Genomic DNA, 20,751 nt, shown 5'->3' on the forward strand with positions numbered 1-20,751 from the left:
TATGGTTTATTCTGTAATGGCTTGATTAAGATTTTGCGAGATTTTAGGGCTTTTGCAAGTATTGGCTCAAATAAAATGCTTGGAATCTTTTTTGTTTGCTTGATTTTTGTAGTTTTGCCCTTTGTTGATTTACCACAAAGTCGGAATAATCACGCAAAACCCAATTAAAAACACTTTCAAAAACACTTATGGAGAAACACTCAAAATATGCTAAATAAAATAATATCCAAACTCGCCCACATAGACACACTAAAGCAAAAATCACAAGAAATAAGCGCAAAAAACCTAACAAAAAAAAACAAAAAATCAAGCAATGGGAAAAGTCCAAAATCTTGCAAAAACCTCCTTGCTTTTTCGGGTGGGTCTGATTCTGTGGCGTTGTTTTTTTTGCTACTTAAAAATCGCGTAGAATTTGATATAGCTATCATAGATTATGGCGTGAGGGAGCAAAGCAAAGCTGAAGTAAAGTATGCCATAGCATTGGCAAAAACATACCACAAGCAATGCTTTGTAAAAAAATGTCCCAAAATCAAGTCAAACTTTGAAGCAAGTGCGCGGGAATTTCGCTACGAATTTTTTGAAGAGCTTATAGCGCGTTTGGGATATGAAAATCTGCTTTTGGCTCATCATTTTAATGATAGGGTTGAGTGGCTACTTATGCAGCTTGGCAAGGGGGCTGGGCTTGGCACTATGCTAGGGTTTGAAAGCCTAGAAAAACGACAAAAAGGGCTTGTGAAAAAGGAAGTAAGCTATGCCATTATCCGTCCGATGCTTTTGCTAAAAAAGAGCGAGATTTTAGGATTTTGCAAGGAGCTAGGATTAAAGTTTTTTGAGGATTCTAGCAACACAGATAGCGCATATAAGCGCAACTTTGTGCGTATGCGATTTGCAAATGAGTTTGTGGAGTGCTTTGGCAAAGGATTGCAAAAAAGCTTTGCTATCCTTGAGGGCGAAAAAAACGCGCTATATAGTGGGGAAATCAAAGATTTTGGAGGATTTTGGGTGGTAAGCGCAAAAAATACGCTTGAAGCACTTCACTGCATAGATAGACTAGCTAAACAATGTGGCTATGTGTTATCTTTTAGCCAAAGAGAAGAGATTGTGCGCTGTAGGTTTTCCTGCGAAGTGGGTAGGCAAAGCAAGGCAACGAATATGGCAAAAAATCACACCACAAAAAATCATCTAATCAAATCTAGCAAAAAAACAAAAGGCTTTATGCTAGAAAATATCACTAGCATTTTTGTAAGCGATTCTTTGGAAACTGAATCAAAAATGTATATCTTTATGAGTGTGATAGATGAGACAAGCGGGGCAGAAGCATTACCAAAAGATTTTAGAGAGTTTGCTAGAAAGGCACATATACCAAAGAAAATGCGAAAACCACTCTATGCTTTTTCACTACAAAAAAAGCTAAAATATCAAGATGCCTTAGAATCTATTATAAAGCAGTCTTACTAGAATCTTTACCTTGAAAAAAGGCTTTTTCAAGGTAAAAATGACTTTTTCTAAAAGCCACAAGCACAAAAAGACTACTAAACGCTTCCTGCACCCCCCACCAAAAAAGCTACCTAAAATCCAAAAATCCTAGACCACACGCGACTATCTAGCTTTAGCTCCATATTAACTTGGCATATCCCCTCTTTGCACGCGCTATCTCGCACTTGCGCTCCGCGTATCACAGCATTTACACGCGTTTTGACACGAGAATTTTTAAGCACCATATTATGCACCGTATCAGTTGAGCTGATTTTGATACCATACATTTGTTCGCCGAGCTGCCGATAACCATCGACTATCGCCGAACGCTTCGCCATAGCCACAGCCTGCGCAGGCGTGCAACAATCAGCAGGGGCAACCCCTATACCCACCACTTCAATTTCTATAATCTCGTTTTCCTTAGGAAAATCAGCGGGCAAACCGCTCCTAGCCACTCCTGAACCTCTAGGACTAGAAGCAGGCACACTCGTAGTGCTTGGGCTTTCATCATCTGCTTCGTCATCTTCCTCCTCATCATACTCTTCTTCATCATCGTAATCTTCATCATCATCTGTCGCAGCAAAAGATTGCGAAGCAAATACCAACCCTGCGGCAAAAAAGGCAGTCCCCACCCTCAAGCCTAGTTCCTTAAGCATTTGTTTCATTAAATATCCTTGACTTAGGAATTTGGTCGATTCCAACCATAAAGAATCGGCATTGCGAGGGATTATAGCACTTTTGCTTTTTTGTTGTCAAGGTTTTTAGGCATTTTAGAGTAATTTTTGCACTCCAAAAGCCCTAAAGCACACAAAACTTTGCTTGCAATCTAAAAAATTAGGCAAAACATTAGCACGCAAAATCACAAAAATTAGCCCTTTTTTGCTTTGTTTTGTAACCTTGTACTTTTTTAAATTTCCTACAAAATTTGACACAACCACCCAAAATATCAGCCAAAATATCAAAATAAGAATCACTCAAGCTCAAGTTTCCTCACAATCAAATATCTAGCAAACAAATAATAAGCCAAACTCGTAACAATATAAGAAAAAATATTATAAATCACAAGCGAGATTCTAAGAGAATCTTTCATAAAGTCTAAAAAATTATCCCTTTGGATAGAAAGTAGTGAAAAAGAATCCCAAAAACCATTCATTGAAGCACTTAAAGGCAAAATCCCTATGATGTTTAAAACCTCATTGCACGCAGCTCCTATGATACTTGTCATAATAGAAATCCCTATAAAAATACCAATCCCAACCCCAGAGCGAAAACTTGAAACGCGCAAAAAATTAAGCACCGCCAAAGTAAGCAAAATCTGCAATAAAAACTCAAGAATCTTGCAAAGATAATACGATAAATGTATCGCAAAAAATGCCATACTAATCCCCAAATCCACACGACTAAGTCGCTCAAAAAATTCGCCAACTGCTCCTAGCAACCTAAAATCTGAAATATACACAAACGCACCAAATCCAAGCACAGCACAATACACAAAACTAGCACCGATTAAAATAAAGCACCCAAGCACCTTTGATAGCAAAATCCTATCAACCCCCAAAGGCAGACAAAAAAGCAAATACCCATACACGCCAAAAAGATTCTTGCCAAAAGCATTTATGATATTTATCACTTGCACCACACCAAACCCCACTACGCTAAAAATCAGCAAAAACCAACAAATCTCGCCAAATACTGCGACAAAAAGCAAATCGCTAGGAGAAGTAAAAACATATTGCCCATTTCCAAGCTTTATCATCGCTACAATCCCCACCACAGCTACACAAAACACCACCCCCATAACCAAGTATGGGAAAAACCCCTCTTTGATTTCATACTTTAGTAGATTCCTCATTTACAACACTCCTTAAACCTAATAAAATCTACAAATGTTTTATGATACTAGATTTCTGCGCTATCAAGGCATTCTCAAACGCACTTTTTAAAACACTCTAAAAAACCTCTTTAAAAGCCTGCTCTAAATTGATAGGATTTTCACGCCCATTTCTCGTAAAATCCGCCACAGACTTGTGTGCCAAAACCTTGCCATAAGACAAAAATATCGCCTCATCTAAAATCTGCTCGACATCATAGATAAGATGCGTAGCAATAAGCACGGAGGGATTGTAATCTTTGCTAGAATTCGCACTATTATGGCTATTTGGGATATTTGGCTCATTTGGGTTGCTTTGCAAAGATTCTAGTGAAGTATCTTGGCTATTTTTGCAATACCTCATTATGAGAGAAAACACCTCTTCTCGCGCCACAGGGTCTACCCCTGCTATTGGCTCATCAAATATATAAAGCCTAGCCTTTCTTGCAAGCGTCAAAAGCAAGGCGACTTTTTCTTTGTTGCCTTTTGAAAAAGTCTTTATCTTAGATTTTGTATCTAGCCTTAGCCTTTCACTCAAATCCCCCGCCCGCTCATAGTCAAAATCGCCAAAAAAATCGCCAAAAAACTCAAAAGCCCATTTTAGATTCCAATGCAATGGGATATGGTTTTTATCAGGCAAATACGCAATATGCGCCTTTGCCATATCATCGATTGGCTTATCACAAAACTTCACCTCCCCGCTATATCGCTTTAACAACCCCAAAAGCACTTTTATAAGTGTAGTCTTGCCACTACCATTTGGACCCAAAAGCCCCACTATCTTGCCCTCTTGCAAGTTTAGAGATACACTATCAAGTGCGAGTTTTGTGCCATAAAATTTCGTTAGATTTTGTATGTCTAGTAGCATTTTTTCTCCGAAATATATCGCCGAAGTTGGTGCAAAGTATGCCTTTCCAAAAAGGCGACATTATAGCGACTTTGCGTAAAAATACCCCAAAAATTGCTATAATGCACGCAAAATCTAAAACAACAAAAAGACTTAATAAATGCGTTTTTAAGGATAAAAATATGCAAATATTTCTACAAAATGAGCTAGATTCTAAAGCATCTACACACACTAAGATAGCTCAAAACAAAGATAAAATCAGTGATAAAATAGATAAAAGCGATAAAATCCGCCTTGATGAATACCTCACAAAAGCTCTAAATACAAGCAAATCACAAGTCCTAAATCTAATCAAAAAAGGGCTTGTCAGCCTAAATAATAAGCCCTGCAAAAAAGGGGGAATCCTCCTAAAAGAAAACGACAAAATCCACATAAAAAAACAAGATTCTACCCTTGATTGCGCTACCACAGATTTTATCACTCTAGACTCCATAGATGAGAGCGCAAAATCCACTGATTTTACTCTCTCAAATGCCACAAACTCAAGTGCCACAAAACCACGCCCAAAATCAAACCAACACCAAAATATCCACATTGAGCGAATTTATGAAAATAGTGATTTTATGATTCTTAACAAGACACCATTTTTGTGTGTCCATAGCGCACCAAGCCTAAAAGAGCCAACCCTTGTGGATTGGCTAAAAGCAAACAACATAATGCTATCAAACCTTGCAGGAGAACAAAGAGCTGGCATAGTCCACAGACTAGATAAACAAACAAGCGGAGCTATCATCATTGCCAAAAACAACTCTTCACACGCGATTTTAAGCAGTGAGCTAAAGGCAAAAAATATCGGGCGATACTATCTAGCCCTCATAGATTCCCCCCTAAAAGAGCGCGTAATCATAGAATCCAAAATCGCTCGCCACCCCAAAAACCGCCTAAAAATGGCAAACATAGATAGCTTTCATAACGCACCACAAAATCTACTCCAAAGTGCTCGCTATGCCAAAAGCGAATTTGCCCCACTGCTAAGCAATCAAGCAAATGGCATAACCCTCATAGCTGCCAAGCTCTACACAGGGCGCACCCACCAAATCCGCACTCACCTAGAAAAGCTAAATCGCCACATTCTCTATGACACAACTTATGGCTTTAGCCTAGAGTCGATGAAAAAAGAATCTAAAGCATTGCTTTTAGAGCATTCAAAGACATTTGCCCCACGCGTGTTTTTGCACGCATACTTGCTATATATGCCTGCAAATCTTATCGATTCTAGCACCACAGATTATGTGGATTTTGCAAATGCAAAAGATTTAGCGCACACCCAAAAATACCACGCTTTTTGTGCGAGTGTTTTTGATGATATGCTACAATTTTGCCTAAAAATTTTCGGAAAAAGGCAGTTTGATGAAGCGATTAAAATCCCCAATATTTTGGGCTTGTTTGATGATGAGGACACTACCACATATCACAAAAGCACCACATAGCCCACACTCTATGCAAAACCCTCCAAAAACTCCAGCAAGCAATCTCAAGCAAGCAAACTTTGCAATATTATTTTTTATGGCATTTTTGCTGATTTTATCGCTTAGCGGCTGTGCCAACAAAACCCAAACTTTTAGCTTCCTAAACAAAGAAGAGAAAATCGATGAAAATCTCCCCACAATCCCCGCTCACAAAGTGCGCTTCATTGCAGATGTCAGCTCCATAGCATTTGAGTGGGAGTTGCTAGAAAATACCAATATCAAAGGGTTTGTGCTTTACCAAAACAACCAAAATTCCACCACCAAAAAAATCGCCACCATAAAAAATCCAAACGCCACACACTTCGTGCTAGATTCCCTCCTACCACAGACGGAGTATTCTTTCCAAATCGCAACTCTAGGGCACAATAACGCCACTTCAAAAAAATCCGCTTCTATTGTTATAAAAACTTCTTTTATCGACCCTGTCGAAAAAGTCATCGCTTCCCAAAACAACGCAAAGCAAGTAAAACTTATTTGGAGTCCTCACCCAAATCCAAGCATTGTGCGCTACATTATCCAAAGGCAAAGCCCAAAGGGCAAATTCCTAAACATAGCCACAGTAAAAAATCGCTTGCTTGTAGAGTATTTTGATGAAAATCTCGATGATGAAGCACAATACTCCTACCGTATCATCGCCCAAGACATAAATAACATAAAATCCCTCCCTAGCGAAGTAGCACTAGGCAAAACCCGCGCAAAACCACCAATGGTAGAAACCCTCCAAGCAAGCAACGACAAAGCAAAAGAAATCACACTCACTTGGGAGGCAATCCCGGGAGCAAAAACCTATGAAATCTATGCCACAAGCAATGAAGACTCGCCCTACAAATCTATCGGAAAAACGCGCAAAACCACCTACACCGAAAATGTAGAAAAACTCCAAAAAAATCAAACCTTTTGGCAAAACGACAAACAAAACCAAAGTGAAAAACAAAATAAAGAAGGGCTAAAGAGATTTTACAAAGTCATCGCTATTGATAAAGACGGCGTAGCGAGCAATCCCCCCTTATCTGCCACACTAGGCTCTACCCTCCCCCCACTGCCATCCCCCACAATCTCAAAAGCCACCATAGAAGATGGTAAAGCAGTGATTGAGTGGGAAGTGATAAATTTGGAGCGCGTCAAAGCATACTCAATCTATCGGCGCGAAAATGGCAAAAAATCCACCCAACTACGATTTAGCAACACCACACAAAATGTATTTACCGACAAAGAAATGCAAAAAGGCAAAAAATACACCTACCAAGTCGTATCGCTTGATAGCGAGGGCAATGAATCTGTCCCAAGCAAAGAAGTGCTACTAATGATAGAGTAGCAAAAGCACACTATAAATGCCACATTTTCTCGCACAAAAAGCCAAAACAAATTTAAGCCAAGAATGCACCCTGCTTCGTGCAATAAACACGCCTAACCAAAGCGATACGGTTAAAAACAAATCGCTTGCCACCACCTCACTTGCATCACTTGCCAACACCCAAAATCTAAAAATCTATCCCAAACTCCAAAGCCTAAAATCCCAAAATCTAGCCCTTATCCCCATAAAATTTGACAAAAATATATTTTTCCTTCAAGAGGTAGCACGGAGTAACGATTTGCTGATAAATGGGCTAAAAATCACGCGTCCCACACCTGTGGCAACGCTAAAAACCGCACTTGAAGTCATAAGCCAAGACTATGAAGTCATCTCACATAATCTAAACCCACACAATTTAAGTCTGCAAAATTTACGCAACTCAAACCCACACAATCAAAATTTGCAAAACGCAAACTTACACCACCCTAGCCCACACACTTCGCACACTTCTCACCACACTAGCAATCACTCCCTAGCTTTTTTACTCTCGCCAAAGGAGCTATTAGAGCGAGTTTTTAGCGCATTTAAGATAAGTTTGGATTCTGCTACGCCCAAATCCAAACCCGATAAAGCAACTACCAAAACCACGACAAAATCTCCTGCCAATCTCCCCGCAAAATCTCCCAAAATATTCCTAGAAATCGGCTTTGGTAGCGGACGACATATCCTACACCTTGCCAAGCAAAATCCAAATGACATTTTCATAGGACTTGAGGTGCATACCCCATCTATTGAGCAGGTGCTAAAAAACATCGCCATTTCAAATCTGCAAAATCTTTTTATCTTGCATTTTGATGCAAGGGTGCTTTTAGAGATATTACCCTCAAATAGCCTAGATTGCATATTTTTACACTTCCCTGTGCCGTGGAATGACTCGCCCTCTCGCCGCGTTTTTAGCGAGCATTTTTTAGCCCTAGCACTTCGCGTGCTAAAAAAGGGTGGGATTTTGGAGCTAAAAACTGATGATGAAATCTACTTCAAAGACGCACTTAGCATATCCAAAAACCTCCAAAATCTACAACCTACACCAAATAAAAAAAAGCAAAGCACCCCAAAAATAGCGAGAAAAATGACACAGAAAATGACGATAGAGTCTAGCATTCAAACACCGCAAGATTTTGAAAAAAACGATTTTGCTAATAATGGCAAAACAAACCCCACTGCCACGATAGAATACAACCCAAAATCTAGCCAAAAATCTAACTCAAAAGATTCTACCCAAGCACTATCTAGCCAAATCATCAGCAAATACCAAGCCCGCTGGCTTAGACAAAACAAAAATATTTTTACGCTAAAAGTGCAATCTTTGCGCAAAAATCGTGCAATTCTTTTAAAATCACATTTTCTTTTTGACAAAAACTTGGTAAAATCCATTTTGACAAAACAGCCAAAACTAAGTAGCTTAATCAATCATAAGCAGGTATTTGCAAATGGATTTTTGCATATCAGCGATATTTTTGCTAGCCAAAAATCCAAAGATTTTGCAAGGCTTGCTTTTATCGTGCGTATGGGCGATTTTGCCCAGCCTATGAGCTGCGTAGTCGTATTTGAGATGTATCACAAGCAAGTAGATTCCTACTATCTCAAAGAGCCTCCACTCCCTACAAAAGCCACGACAGAGGCACACAAAAGATTTATCGCGTTATTGGAGAAACTATGAGCATAATCAAAGCAGAAAATCTAACACTAGGATATCAGCGCGAAGAGCCTGTCATCGTAAATGCAAATTTTGAAATCCACCACAAAGATTTTGTATTTGTCTCTGGTCCAAGCGGAAGTGGCAAAAGCACGCTTCTTAGCTCGCTTTATGGTGGGCTACTAGCTATGGGAGGGAATCTATCTGTGCTTGATATAAACCTATCCAAGCACAATCAACGCGCAATCGCTCGCTTGCGACAGCGCATAGGGATTGTGTTTCAAGACTACAAGCTAATCGAAGAATGGAGCGTGGAGAAAAATATCGCTCTACCTATGCACATAAATGGCTACAAAAAAGACGCTATCCACACCCAAACAGAAAAACTCCTAACCCACATAGGACTGCTTCACAAAGCAAACAAATGCCCCCTAGAGCTAAGCGGTGGCGAGCAGCAAAGAGTGGCTATGGCTCGCGCTATCGCACATCGCCCTAGCCTTATTCTCGCCGATGAGCCCACAGGCAATCTTGATGACTTCTCAAGCGATATGATTTGGAGCTTGCTAAAGAGTGCGAATGAGCAATTAGAGATGACGATTATGGTGGTTACTCACCGCGTGCCTGTGCGGATAAATATCAACTATCGTCATTTGATAATCGATGGAGAAAGGAATGCAATCTATGAGCAACATTAAGCAACATTTCTTTTTGATTCTGCCTTTGGTAGCACTGCTTTTTGCATTTGAGTGCTTTTTGATTGTCTCTCGTGCTGTGGAGACAAAGGAGGACAAACTCTCTCAAAACTACTCCATAGTCATCGCAAGTAAGCAAAAGCTAAGTTTGGATTTTATCAAGCAAAATATCCCTGAAGCTATGTCAATAGAGCCTATCGACCCGAGTTTTGTGCTAGATAAAATCCGCACCAATATGAACAACGAAGACTACGAAAATGTCAAAAAGCAACTATCCCTATACTACAACCTTAAGCTAGAGTCTTTCCCCAATCTCAAGCGACTAGAAAAAATCGAATCCACCCTTGCAAAGATTCCAAGCATAATCAAAGCAGAATCTTTCAGCAAGACACACAACCAAACCTATCGCTTGCTATTTTTAGTCAAGTTTAGCACACAGCTTTTTGCAGTGCTTATAGCGATACTAAGCTTGCTACTGATGATAGACCAGATTCGCATTTGGCATTTTGAGCATCATAGACGCATAGAGATTATGGGCTATATGGGTGCGGGATTTTGGCTAAAAAACCGCTTTTTCTTTAGAAATGCTATCTATGACGCGCTTATCTCTACTTGTGTGATTATCATTGTGTTTTTGTATGGTGCAAACACCTCTATGGCGGAAAGTATCGTCCAAGCACTAGAGCTACAAAAAGAAATGTTTAGATTTGCGATTGATTTTATGATTTTGCTATTTACCTCACTGCTTGTGTGCCTCTCCTCCGTAATCGTAGCGATACTACTCCAAAGGCGTGCATAATGGCAAAATCTAGCCTAGCGCACAAGCCAAAGCGATTGCAAAGCGTATCTAGGGCATTTGGCAGTGTGCTTCTTTCACTTGGTGTGTGCGCCTTGCTAGCGGGACTAAGCCCACTTAGTGCAAACACAAAAAGCATAAAAGACATTGAAAAAGACATACAAGACAACAAAGCAAAACTTCAGCAAAAAGCCCAAGAAGAGCGCAAAATCTCAAATCGTCTAACCACTCTTGGCAACACCATAAACGAGCGCAAACGACAAATCACAAAACTACGCGAACAAATCACATTTATCCAAAAAAACATAACCCAAAACCAAAGCCAAAACCAAACTCAAGAAAGACGACTAGATGGCTTGCGAAAAGCCCTAAGAACACTCGAAGAAGAAAAATCCAAAATCCAATTTTATATCGCAAACCTCATCATAAAAGACTTGACATTTCAGCTTGTGCTTGACAAACAAAGCGTGATTTCTCCAGATGATGTCATACTTGAGGATATTTTTGAGATTCTCACCAAGCAGACAAAAGAAAAAATCGTAGGCTTAAGTGAAAAGCAAGGCAAAATCGCCGAGCAAATCGGCTCAATTACCAAAAATATCGATGAAATCACTCATCTAATCGGCACACAGCAAAATCGCAAAGAACAACTCCAAAGAATGATAAATGAGCAAAATCTACTAAATGAAAAACTTCAAGCCGAGCTAAATGATTACAACGAAAGACTGCTCCAAATCAGCAAAGAAAGAGATGGACTTGATAATATCCTCCAAGAGCTAAACATAATAAAAGCCAAAACCCAAAAAGAAATCGAAAAAGAACAACAAAAAGCCCTTGCTGCCGAAAAAGAAAGACAAGAAAAAGAACGACTAGAGAGAGAAAAGCAAGCAAAATCCCAGCAAGCCACCACCCCACAAGCGCAAACCCCTGCACCACCTACAAAAGAAGCACCCAAAATCTTGCAAGTGGCAAATAGCTACAAAGATGTCCCTGTGATGAAATACACAGGACCAAAGACTATCTCGCCACTAGAGTATTACACCGTAGAGCAGAGCTTTGGACAATACAATGACCCTGTCTATAATCTAAAAGTATTCAACCAATCCATAACGCTCATATCAAAAGTACCAAATGCTGTGGTGCAAAATATCTTTGAAGGGAAAGTAGTCTTTGCCAAAGAAGTCTCTTCTATGCTAAAAAAAGTCGTGGTTATTGAGCACGGCAATGAAATATTTACCATATATTCCCAGCTTGACAAAATCGCCCCGACAGTCAAGCCCGGATTTATCGTAAAAAAAGGCTACACCATAGGCAGAGTGTCCCAACGACTAGGACTAGAAATAACCCAAAAGGATAAGCATATCGACCCACTAGAAGTCATCTCAAAAAGCAAATAAACAAAAGCAAATAAAAATTTTTTATAAATAGTCGATATTTGGTGTTCAACCTAACCAAAATCACAAGGAGGTCATTATGGCAGAGGTTAATACAGCGCAAGTCTCTACTATTAGAGACACTCTTTATAATATGGCTAGTTCTGCAGGAGAAGCACGAGGAATGGATACCGTGCGAGCTTCAAATCTACGCGCTTCAAACGCAACGCAAGATGAAAAACGCAAAGCCACGCAAGAGCAAGATTCAGCGCAAACCAAACAAGATTTAGTCAATCTTAGCAAAGAAATGAATAAAAAAATGCGTGATATTGGCACGGATATAAATTTCAGTTACAGCGAGGATATTCGAGGGCTTGTAGTAACGGTAAAAGAACCAAATAGTGGCAAGATTATCCGCGAAATCCCTAGCAGAGACGCCATAGAGCTTGCACGCAAAATGAATGAAACGCTAGGACTTATCTTTGATAAAACAAGCTAGCAAGAGCTATTTTCTAGCAAGGCAAATAGCTAGCAAGACATATTCTAGACTAAGATAGATATGAATCTTTTACAAAAATTAAAGCTAGATTTTACAAATCCTTATTAGAATCTAGCTTTTGATTCTTTTATAATTCTTTGCAACACTACTAAATTCCCTTGATTTTTTGATTCTTGCACAATTTTAATACCCTGCATAGATTTTAAAATACTCCAAATTCCTGCTTGATTTTTATTGATTGCTTTTAGCTCTCTATTTTAGCCCATTTTGCGCTACTATCTTAGCCACCAAACCACAATCTAGCACACAAAACTAAAAACAATCCTGCAATAAGTCGATAATAGCTCATACACAAAAAATAAATTTTGCAAAACTTCACTAAAGAGATGTATGAGGTGCAAAAATGCAACTACAAAACACGCAAAGTAAATGCGCAAGTAGAATCACAAGCAAAAGCACGAAGCGCAAACTTGGCGTAGATTTTGCTTGGAAACGCAGTGATTTTGCAGTGTTTTGCGACATTTTTGCAACGATTTTTGGTGGCTACAAATAAAGCAAACACAAGTAGCCACCAATCAAAACCAAACACAATACCCACAAAAAGAACGATAAGGAGCTAAAATGGCAATCGGCAAAATAAACTCTCTAGGTGCTGGAAGCGGGATTTTGAGCTATGAAGTCATTGATAAGCTAAGAGAAGCTGATGAAAAAGCTATGGTAAAGCCCATAGAGCGCAAAATGGAAGAAAATGTCGAAAAGCAAAAAACCCTAACTGAAATCCAAACCCTCATATCCGCGCTCCGCGCTCCTGCTAGGACACTAGGCGACTACTCAAGCTATCTAGGACGAAGCACAGAAATCAACAATGACGCCATAAAAGCAAGCGTATCAAGCGGTGTCCCACCACAAGACATAAAAATCGATGTCCATAGCCTCGCACAAGGCGACATAAACGAAGTGGGTGGTAAATTTGAAAGCCGAGATAGCGTATTTAGCGATAGCGATGTTAAGCTAAGTTTCTACACCAAAGGCAGAACCTACACTATCGACATAGTAAGCGGTATGTCAGTAGGCGATGTAGCCCAAGCAATCACTGATGAGACAAATGGCGAAGTCATCGGCACAGTGATGAAAACAGGTGGCTCTAAGCCATATCAGCTAATGATGAATTCCAAAGGAATGGGCGATGAAAGTAGAATCTACTTTGGCTCTATCCTACGCACCGAAAACATTTCTAGCAATGTCCTTGATTTGCAAGATGGGGATTTGACACTAAAGCTAAAGGACAAAAAAGGAGAAACCCAATCTGTAAGCGTGAAACTAAAAACCGATGGTTTGGGGGATTCTACCCTCGCGCTAAAAGAAGCGATAAAAGAAGCAATCGCGCAAAATAGTGAGCTAAAAGATTTGCTAGATAGCCAAATCCACATAGGGCTTGACAAAGACGGCAAGGGACTTATCATCAATGACTTGCGTGGCAATGAGATAGAAGTCGAGGGGACAAAAGCACGCGAGCTAGGGTTTAGACAAACAAAAACAGGCGATGACCCCATATACCAAGCAAACAACGCCGTAAAAGCGGGCAAGCTAAGTGGCACGATTACCATAGGCACGGTTCCGCTTGATTTGGCAAAAATGACAAAAGAAAAAAACACTAGCGAGCAAAATGCCAAAATCATTGCCGAAGCGATAGAAAATATCGCAGGAATGCACGCTAAAACCGATGGGCAAGGACATCTAGAGCTATACTCCGAAGTAGGCGAAATCAAAATCAGCACAAACACCCCAGCAGATAAGCAAGCACTAGAGGATACGGGATTGCGTGCAGGAACGATACAGAACTACTCCAAACTGCAAGAGTCGCTTTTCAAAGTGAGAAATGTCCAAAAAGCCCAAGACGCAGAAATCTCCTACAACGGAGCGCGAGTATCTCGCCCAAGCAATGAGATAAATGATGTCATAAATGGCGTTTCTCTCACCCTAAAATCCACCACCGAAGAGGGCAAGCCAGCTATCATTAGCATAGGACGCGATGATGAAGCTATCATCGAGCAAGTAAAAGACTTTGTCAAAGCCTATAATGAGCTTGTGCCAAAGCTAGATGAAAGCACTCGCTTTGATGAGGATAGCAAAATCGCAGGGATTTTTAATGGCGTAAGCGACATTCGCTCTATCCGCACCGCGCTAAATAGAGAGATTTCCTACTCGGAATTAGTAAACTCCCAGCTGCGAAGTTTGATGAACTATGGAATCTCGCTAAATGACAAAGGCGTAATGCTCCTAGATGAATCCCGCCTAAAATCCCAAGTATCAAGCCAGCCACAAGAAACAGAGGAGTTTTTCTACGGCTATGAGAAAAAAAACTACAAAGGCGAAGATGTCCATATTGACGGAGTTTTTGTCAAAATCGATAAATTTTTGGGGGATTTAGTCGATGGTAGTAATTCAAGGCTTGAATCATACAGCTCATCACTAGAGCGTGATGCAAAAAAATTGCAAAAAGACAAAAAAAGCGCAAATGAGCTACTTGATAGCAAGTATGAAGCGATGGCAAGTCGGTTTGCTGCCTATGATAGCCAAATAGCAAAGACAAAAAATGCTTTTGGCTCGGTGCAAATGATGATAGACCAATCTATCGCTAGAAAATAGCTTTGCAAAGCCTAGAATTTAGAACCTAAAGTTAAGGACACCCAAATGAGAAGCAACGCCTACGCCCTCTACCAACAAAACGAAATCTCTGTGGAATCCCCTGCTAAACTCATAGAAATGCTCTATGAGGGAATCTTGCGCTTCGCTGGACAAATCAAAGTAAATATGGAAAATGGCGACATTGAGAAAAAAATCTACTACATAAACCGCGTAACTGATATTTTCACAGAGCTACTAAATGTGCTTGACTATGAGCGTGGAGGCGAAGTAGCAGTCTATCTCACAGGGCTATACACTCATCAAATCAAACTCCTAACCCAAGCCAATGTCGAAAACAACCCCGAAAAAGTAGACATTGTCGTAAATGTCGTAAAAGGACTACTTGAAGCGTGGAGGGAAATCCACCCCAATGAATTGGCTTAATGAGCTAAAAATCGCACTTATCTCCAAAGACTCTGCCAAAGCAAGCATAGCGGTAGATAATCTCCCTAGCCAAGAAGAGCTAGCAAAATATAGCCTAGAGGAGCTAGAGGAGACAAAAGAGATTCTAGCCCAAATCATCACAATGCTAGAATCTCAACAAAACCAAGTCAAATCCCAAATCCTCCACATAAAAGCTGCCAAAAAATTCCTAGAATCCCACTAGCACGATTTTTCATCTTTTTTGCGTTTATCCACTCTTTTTATCCTGCCAAGATTTTTATGCTTTTTTTTGATTCTGCTTTGTATTCTGCTATTTCTTAACCGTTTTAGCAAATCATTTACAAACTACTCAAATCAATAAAAGCACCAAAAACACAAAACCCGCACCTTGTTTAACAAAAAAAAAAAAAAAAAACGCGCTACAATTATGTGTCTTTCGTGTTTTTACGCAAGACATTCCAATCAAACCCACCCCCCAACCCTACAATAAGCAAAATCCAAACATAAAAGGACACATTATGAAATGCCTTTCTACCACCTTGATAAAAACAACGATAGGTGCAACAATAAGCACAGTGATTTTATCATCTAGCCTAGCATTAGCACAAAGTAGCACTTCAGCTACTTCGCAGGCAGAAGCGCAAGAAAAAGATTTGCAAATCTTGCAACTCCAAAAAGAAATAGAAGCCCTAAAAATGCAAAGTACAAATAGAGCCTCTGCAGATGAACAAACAGATAAACAAACCACCAAAAATCTAACAAAAGCTCAAAAATACGCCCAAAAGCAAGAAAAAAAGCAAGCCAAAATACAAGCAAAACAAACACGCAGAAATCTATCAAAAAACAACTTTTTCTTAGGGCTTGAAGTAGGTGGGTTTCAAGCCCAAATGCAAGAAAAAGTAGACGGCACTCAAAACCCCACAAAAAAAGCTAGCGGGCTTAATTACGGGCTTATGCTAGGTGGTAGCCACTTTTTTGGCAAGTATGTGGGGCTAAGGTATTATGGCGATATAAACATTTCTCATAGCAAATTCCCCACCAATCCAGCCCAAACGATATGGGCTAGACACGGCATAGGGCTTGACATACTAGCCAACTTAATCGCCACCCAAAAAAATGAAAAATCATACAGATTTGGTGTGTTTGCAGGGCTATACACAGGACTGCTAAACCTCTCTGGCACACCAAGTAAGGATTTTGGTATAGGCAATGTAAACCTCGCACTAAACGCAGGGCTACGAGTGGATATGGGGCGATTTGGTTTTGAGTTTGCTGGGCAGCTCCCTTTCATCAAATCAGTGCATTCTGCTGTCGTGTTTGATAATTTTTTCGGTGTCAATCAAGATGGATTTAGCATTTCTGCAAATGCCAAACGACAGCAAAACTACACGCTAAATGCAAGGCTGATTGTTAGATTTTAGATTTGCCTTACCAAATTGCTTTTTGCACAAATACACCCAAATATCCGCAATGTCCACAAAATGCACAAAGTGTAGTGCCAAAGGTGTAGCACTATGTCGCAATCGCTAAAATCCTCTAGCACTACCCTAGCCTCCCAAATCTAGCAAAATCTATGCACCAAAATCGCTATTGACAAATCAAATATTTCATCACGCGTGCTATAATTCCCAAAATAAGCCCACCTTAGCAAAAGTAAATACTTGCAAAATAAACACTCACAAAGGCAAATACCCACAAAGCAAATCCACAAGACTTAAGGAAATCAAATGCCAACCAAAAATCCAAGCAAATCTCAAAACAAACCCCAAAACAAACTCCTAAGCAAAAATGCAAAATCCACCAAGCAGTCAAATCGATACGGAGAGAAGCAAATCCAAAACTTTACCGCGCAAAAAGACTTAGAGCTATGGCAAAACACCGCACCAAATGACTATATTATCAAAATCACTTTGCCCGAGTTTTGTTGCCTTTGCCCGCGCAGTGGCTACCCTGATTTTGCTACTTTGCGACTAGAGTATATCCCTGATAAATGGCTTGTAGAGCTAAAAGCTATCAAACTCTACATAAACTCCTTTATGTCGCGCCACATAAGCCACGAAGCAAGCATAAACGAAATCTACTCCACACTAAAATCCAAGCTAAAGCCCAAGTGGATAAAGCTCACCGCAGAATTTAATCCACGCGGAAATGTCCACACCACTATCGAAGTTCGCAGCGATTTGGTAGTCCCCAAAAAGCCCAAATTTCAAAAAGCATAGATTTATGGGAATATTATGAGTGTGAAGCACTATGACACCTACAAAAACCCACCTAGCCTTTGCCAAAAATGCGCTAATATCTTTGGGGTTTTATACCTTTTTTGTTGGGGGGGGGGGAAGCAGTGTTTACGCGCTTGATTACACGGATTATTCGTTGCCTAGCTCTATCACGCTAAATGGCGGACAAAGGCAGGATACTATCACTTCTATCAAAAGCCCGCAAGGTTGGCAGATGACGACAATCGGGCTTAATCGCAATCCACACCTTAGCATAAATGGCACGGCTACTTCGCAATACACCTTGCAAGTGCGCGATGATACCACGACTTTTTATTCTGGTGGGTTTAGCATAGGTAGCGGGGTTGAAGCCACGCTTATGAGCATTCACACCCTAGCGATTGAGAGTGGTAGCGTAAGTGTCGGTAGTGGCGCGAGTTTTAGCGTTATCTCAAGTGGGAATACGATAAACCCGCAAGGCTCAGAATATGGTGGCGAATCAAAAGTGCGTTTTGCGCGTGGCACTTCTCTAAATCTCGCCCAAAACGCTAGAGCGAATTTTAGCAATGCAAACTTTTTTATCCACGATGGCAGCACTGCAATATCACAAGGTGCAAGCCTCACAATCTCTGCAACAAAAGCGATTCGATTTCAAAATGAATTTATAAATAACGGCGGAAGCGTGAATCTAACGGGTAGCGTCTATAATGTCGGCTATTCAAGCAGTATTTGGGAAAATTCTGTATCGACTTTTACCATAAATGGCGGAAGTGTAAGCATAACGGGGGATTTCTATAATGGCGCAGAATCAAAAGATATGAGCGTGGATAGCACGGGTAGCGTGGCTGGTGGTTTTAATGCTCTAGATTCTGCTTTTGGTGGCGGTGGAAATCTCTTTATAAACGGCGGGAGTATGAGTGTGAGTGGCACTCTAATCTCACAAATGGGTGGAGACTCTATCAATGGTGGCGGGATTTCTAATCCGCGTAATTCAAGCATTTCAATCTATGGTGGGACTTTGAGTGCCACAGGTGGCGTGCAAAATAAATCAGGTAGCACACTTACAATCGGTGCGCTAAATGGCAAAATGGGGCAGATTCAAGGAAATGTAACCAACTCTGGACAAATCATCATTGACGCACAAGGTGCAAGCGGAGGAACTCATCAGTTTATCACAGGCACTCTTAATATGGGGAGTAATATTTCTTTACGCAATGGCAACACAGAATTTGCCAAGTCCAATCTGCAAGGAAGCACACTAACCGTAAACCTAGACACAGCTAAAATCGCTAGCTTCACTTCCTCTCTAGATACAAATCAAAAATCCACCCTAAACGCACTAGGAAATCAAATCTACACTACAAATGCCGCGACTTCCCCTAGACTAGCCCAAAGCGCAGATTTGCTAAACCAAAGTGCATTCACGCTCCTATCCGCGCCATTTAGCCTTATAAGCATACTAAAGTCAAACCTATCCTACCCCATATCCTACACAAGCCACACAAGCAAAATCAAAACAAACTCACTAGAAATAGGCTTCATAGGAGGGATTTTGCAATCTAGTAGCAAAATATCTGGAGGAGGAGGAGTTAGGCTTGGATATGCAAAAGACTTTGCAAGCTATTTTGGCGTATCGCGACTTGAGATAAACGCAGGATACATTTATAGCGCGATAAAAGATAGTGCCACAAGCACACTTCTTTCTTACGCTTCAAGCCTTACTTCTCACACTGCAGGAGCAGAGGCGATGTTTTTCACACCACTCACTAGAGATAGTAGGCTTTGGCTAAAAATAGGACTTGGTGGATTTATGACATTTATAGACTCAAGCAGGGGAGTAAATACCACACTTTTGTGGGGAAATCCTAGCCTAAAATCTAGCCTAAGCCTCTATCAAATCGCGCTAGATTCTAGCGTGGGCTATGAGGTAGTGCATCTATCAAACTTCATAGCCACTCCATATCTTGGGCTTCATCAAAGTGCCAATATATTGCCTAGCTTTACAGAATCTAGCGGACAATCAAACACACCACAAAGCACCTCTATCGCGATAAAAACACAGGGCTACAAAGCCTATCACTTAGGGCTTATCGTGGGATTAGAAGCGCGATTACAGCTAAAAGAAAGGGTATTTGGTGTAGAGCGCGATTTAAAGAATGCGCAATCCAAAAAAGGAGTTTTGCTTGGCAAAATCGAGTATGAATACCTAGCCTTTCACTCCCAAAAATCCATAGAGTTTGCATATCCTAGTGGGGATTTTATTAGCTTTGGCACACCTCATAGCCACAAGGTAAGAGGAGCACTTGGCTTCCAAAAAGACTTCACAAATGGTGTAACTCTAGGCGTAGAAGCCTCTATCCAATCGCTAATCAGCGCACAAAGTATCTCAAAAACACTTGGGCAAAGCCTATACTTCTATGGCGCAAATGCAGCGGTTGGGTATAGATTTTAGTTTTGGTGGGTTTGATTTAGTTTTTGCTTTGTTTGTGTGAAGTTGTGCAAATTTTTGCAAAGGTTTGCACAAGTTTTGCAAAAATTTTTGTGTGGAGTTTGTGTGGAGTTTTTGCGATATTTTTACAAAAATTTGCAAGCGAAGTTTTTCACAAAGTAACTTAATCGCGCTTAGAAACTAGATTCTCCCCCAAATCTACTAAAATCTAAAAGTATATCGCACAAAGACATTGTATATATGCACATATTCAATCTTTAGATTTATACTCGCACCTGCTTCGTAAAGATTCTCATTTAGCACCACAGTGGGGTAGAAAGGCACTCTGCTACCTAGCTCTATGCCGTGCCTCCTAGCGAAGTGAAATCGCACGCCCGCATTTAGCGCGACATCAAGCCTTGTATCATTTACCCTAAATCCCAAGCCATACTCTCTAATGTCTTTTTTAAGCTGCTCTATTTCCTTGCTAATCCAAGTATTTGCCCCCACACCACCACCTATGAAAATCCCAAAATCTATCTCTGGCTTTGCGATAAAATTCACTAGCAAATCTAAATTTGCTCCATAATTTATAAGCGTAGCGTCCTCTACCTCCCCCTCAAACCTAAACTCTGGCACATATACGCCAATCTCGCCATAAAGTCGTAGCCCCACATAAGGATTGAAAAAATGCTTGTAGCCCAAGCTAACCCCCGTGCTAAAGCTATCGGCTTTTATCCTTGTCGCTCCTGTGGCGATAGGAGTGCCACCTAAGCCAAAAGTGCCACTAGATACTTGCCTAAACTCGCCATATCCATAATACGCTCCGACAAACCCACCACTTATTTCAGCAAAACAAGCAGTGCCACAAAATACGAAAGAAGCAAAAGCTAGGGCACAAAATCTACTAAGAGATTTTTTAGAAATAGATTTCAGCATTTTTCTATTAGAGAGGTTTAGAGG

The 20,751-nt window shown here is 40.5% G+C and carries 19 protein-coding genes; 15 read left to right on the forward strand and 4 right to left on the reverse strand.

Annotation, left to right across the window (positions count from 1 at the left end):
• The first annotated feature begins 207 nt into the window (after positions 1-207).
• Complete coding sequence (gene tilS, locus CQA40_RS07860; RefSeq protein WP_115520328.1) at positions 208-1,458, forward strand: tRNA lysidine(34) synthetase TilS; 1,251 nt, start codon at positions 208-210, stop codon at positions 1,456-1,458.
• A gap of 110 nt (positions 1,459-1,568) precedes the next feature.
• Here the strand turns inward: tilS and CQA40_RS11820 are convergent, their stop codons facing one another.
• From CQA40_RS11820 to CQA40_RS07880, 3 genes are all read right to left on the reverse strand, one after another.
• Positions 1,569-2,141, reverse strand: coding sequence for an LPP20 family lipoprotein (locus tag CQA40_RS11820; RefSeq protein ID WP_115520329.1), 573 nt, complete (start codon positions 2,139-2,141; stop codon positions 1,569-1,571).
• Between the two features lie 305 nt (positions 2,142-2,446).
• Positions 2,447-3,328, reverse strand: coding sequence for a hypothetical protein (locus CQA40_RS07875; protein WP_115520331.1), 882 nt, complete (start codon positions 3,326-3,328; stop codon positions 2,447-2,449).
• 97 nt (positions 3,329-3,425) lie between these two features.
• A complete protein-coding gene (locus CQA40_RS07880; RefSeq protein ID WP_115520332.1) occupies positions 3,426-4,214 on the reverse strand; it encodes an ABC transporter ATP-binding protein in 789 nt (262 codons plus the stop codon).
• A 161-nt stretch (positions 4,215-4,375) separates the two neighbouring features.
• Between CQA40_RS07880 and CQA40_RS07885 the strand changes: the two genes are divergently transcribed.
• The 14 genes from CQA40_RS07885 (at position 4,376) to CQA40_RS07945 (ending at position 19,812) form a co-directional block, all read left to right on the forward strand.
• The gene (locus CQA40_RS07885; RefSeq protein ID WP_181882889.1) at positions 4,376-5,683 is read left to right on the forward strand and encodes an RluA family pseudouridine synthase; all 1,308 of its coding nucleotides are present in this window, start codon (positions 4,376-4,378) and stop codon (positions 5,681-5,683) included.
• Positions 5,604-7,037 carry a fibronectin type III domain-containing protein gene (locus tag CQA40_RS07890; RefSeq protein WP_115520334.1) on the forward strand — a complete coding sequence of 478 codons (1,434 nt, stop codon included), beginning with the start codon at positions 5,604-5,606 and terminating at the stop codon, positions 7,035-7,037. Before CQA40_RS07885 ends, CQA40_RS07890 begins: the two co-directional genes overlap by 80 nt.
• 16 nt (positions 7,038-7,053) lie before the next feature.
• Positions 7,054-8,736 (forward strand): tRNA (guanosine(46)-N7)-methyltransferase TrmB, encoded by a 1,683-nt coding sequence (gene trmB, locus CQA40_RS07895; protein WP_115520335.1) that lies wholly within the window; start codon positions 7,054-7,056, stop codon positions 8,734-8,736.
• Positions 8,733-9,407, forward strand: a complete 675-nt coding sequence (locus CQA40_RS07900) for a cell division ATP-binding protein FtsE (RefSeq protein ID WP_023927108.1) — start codon at positions 8,733-8,735, stop codon at positions 9,405-9,407. Before trmB ends, CQA40_RS07900 begins: the two co-directional genes overlap by 4 nt.
• Positions 9,394-10,203, forward strand: coding sequence for a hypothetical protein (locus CQA40_RS07905; RefSeq protein WP_023927107.1), 810 nt, complete (start codon positions 9,394-9,396; stop codon positions 10,201-10,203). The genes CQA40_RS07900 and CQA40_RS07905 overlap by 14 nt, the downstream gene beginning before the upstream one ends.
• Positions 10,203-11,597, forward strand: a complete 1,395-nt coding sequence (locus CQA40_RS07910) for a murein hydrolase activator EnvC (RefSeq protein ID WP_115520336.1) — start codon at positions 10,203-10,205, stop codon at positions 11,595-11,597. Before CQA40_RS07905 ends, CQA40_RS07910 begins: the two co-directional genes overlap by 1 nt.
• Positions 11,598-11,673: 76 nt before the next feature.
• Positions 11,674-12,072, forward strand: coding sequence for a flagellar protein FlaG (locus tag CQA40_RS07915; protein WP_023927105.1), 399 nt, complete (start codon positions 11,674-11,676; stop codon positions 12,070-12,072).
• Between the two features lie 403 nt (positions 12,073-12,475).
• Positions 12,476-12,625: a hypothetical protein gene (locus CQA40_RS11235; RefSeq protein ID WP_181882890.1), complete on the forward strand. Its 150-nt coding sequence runs from the start codon at positions 12,476-12,478 to the stop codon at positions 12,623-12,625.
• 68 nt (positions 12,626-12,693) lie between these two features.
• Positions 12,694-14,721, forward strand: a complete 2,028-nt coding sequence (gene fliD, locus CQA40_RS07920; protein ID WP_115520337.1) for a flagellar filament capping protein FliD — start codon at positions 12,694-12,696, stop codon at positions 14,719-14,721.
• Positions 14,722-14,766: 45 nt separating this feature from the next.
• A complete protein-coding gene (gene fliS / locus CQA40_RS07925) occupies positions 14,767-15,144 on the forward strand; it encodes a flagellar export chaperone FliS (RefSeq protein WP_023927103.1) in 378 nt (125 codons plus the stop codon).
• Positions 15,131-15,367 (forward strand): hypothetical protein, encoded by a 237-nt coding sequence (locus tag CQA40_RS07930; RefSeq protein WP_115520338.1) that lies wholly within the window; start codon positions 15,131-15,133, stop codon positions 15,365-15,367. Before fliS ends, CQA40_RS07930 begins: the two co-directional genes overlap by 14 nt.
• Before the next feature lie 295 nt (positions 15,368-15,662).
• Positions 15,663-16,565, forward strand: coding sequence for a TMF family protein (locus tag CQA40_RS07935; protein WP_115520339.1), 903 nt, complete (start codon positions 15,663-15,665; stop codon positions 16,563-16,565).
• Positions 16,566-16,871: 306 nt separating this feature from the next.
• Complete coding sequence (gene queF / locus CQA40_RS07940; RefSeq protein ID WP_115520340.1) at positions 16,872-17,363, forward strand: preQ(1) synthase; 492 nt, start codon at positions 16,872-16,874, stop codon at positions 17,361-17,363.
• Between the two features lie 31 nt (positions 17,364-17,394).
• Positions 17,395-19,812: a hypothetical protein gene (locus tag CQA40_RS07945; RefSeq protein ID WP_115520341.1), complete on the forward strand. Its 2,418-nt coding sequence runs from the start codon at positions 17,395-17,397 to the stop codon at positions 19,810-19,812.
• A gap of 198 nt (positions 19,813-20,010) precedes the next feature.
• Here the strand turns inward: CQA40_RS07945 and CQA40_RS07950 are convergent.
• Positions 20,011-20,751: outer membrane beta-barrel protein (locus CQA40_RS07950; RefSeq protein ID WP_220271906.1), on the reverse strand; the 741-nt coding region annotated here is incomplete at its 5' end.

This window comes from Helicobacter sp. MIT 01-3238 (assembly GCF_003364135.1).
Taxonomy (GTDB): domain Bacteria; phylum Campylobacterota; class Campylobacteria; order Campylobacterales; family Helicobacteraceae; genus Helicobacter_B.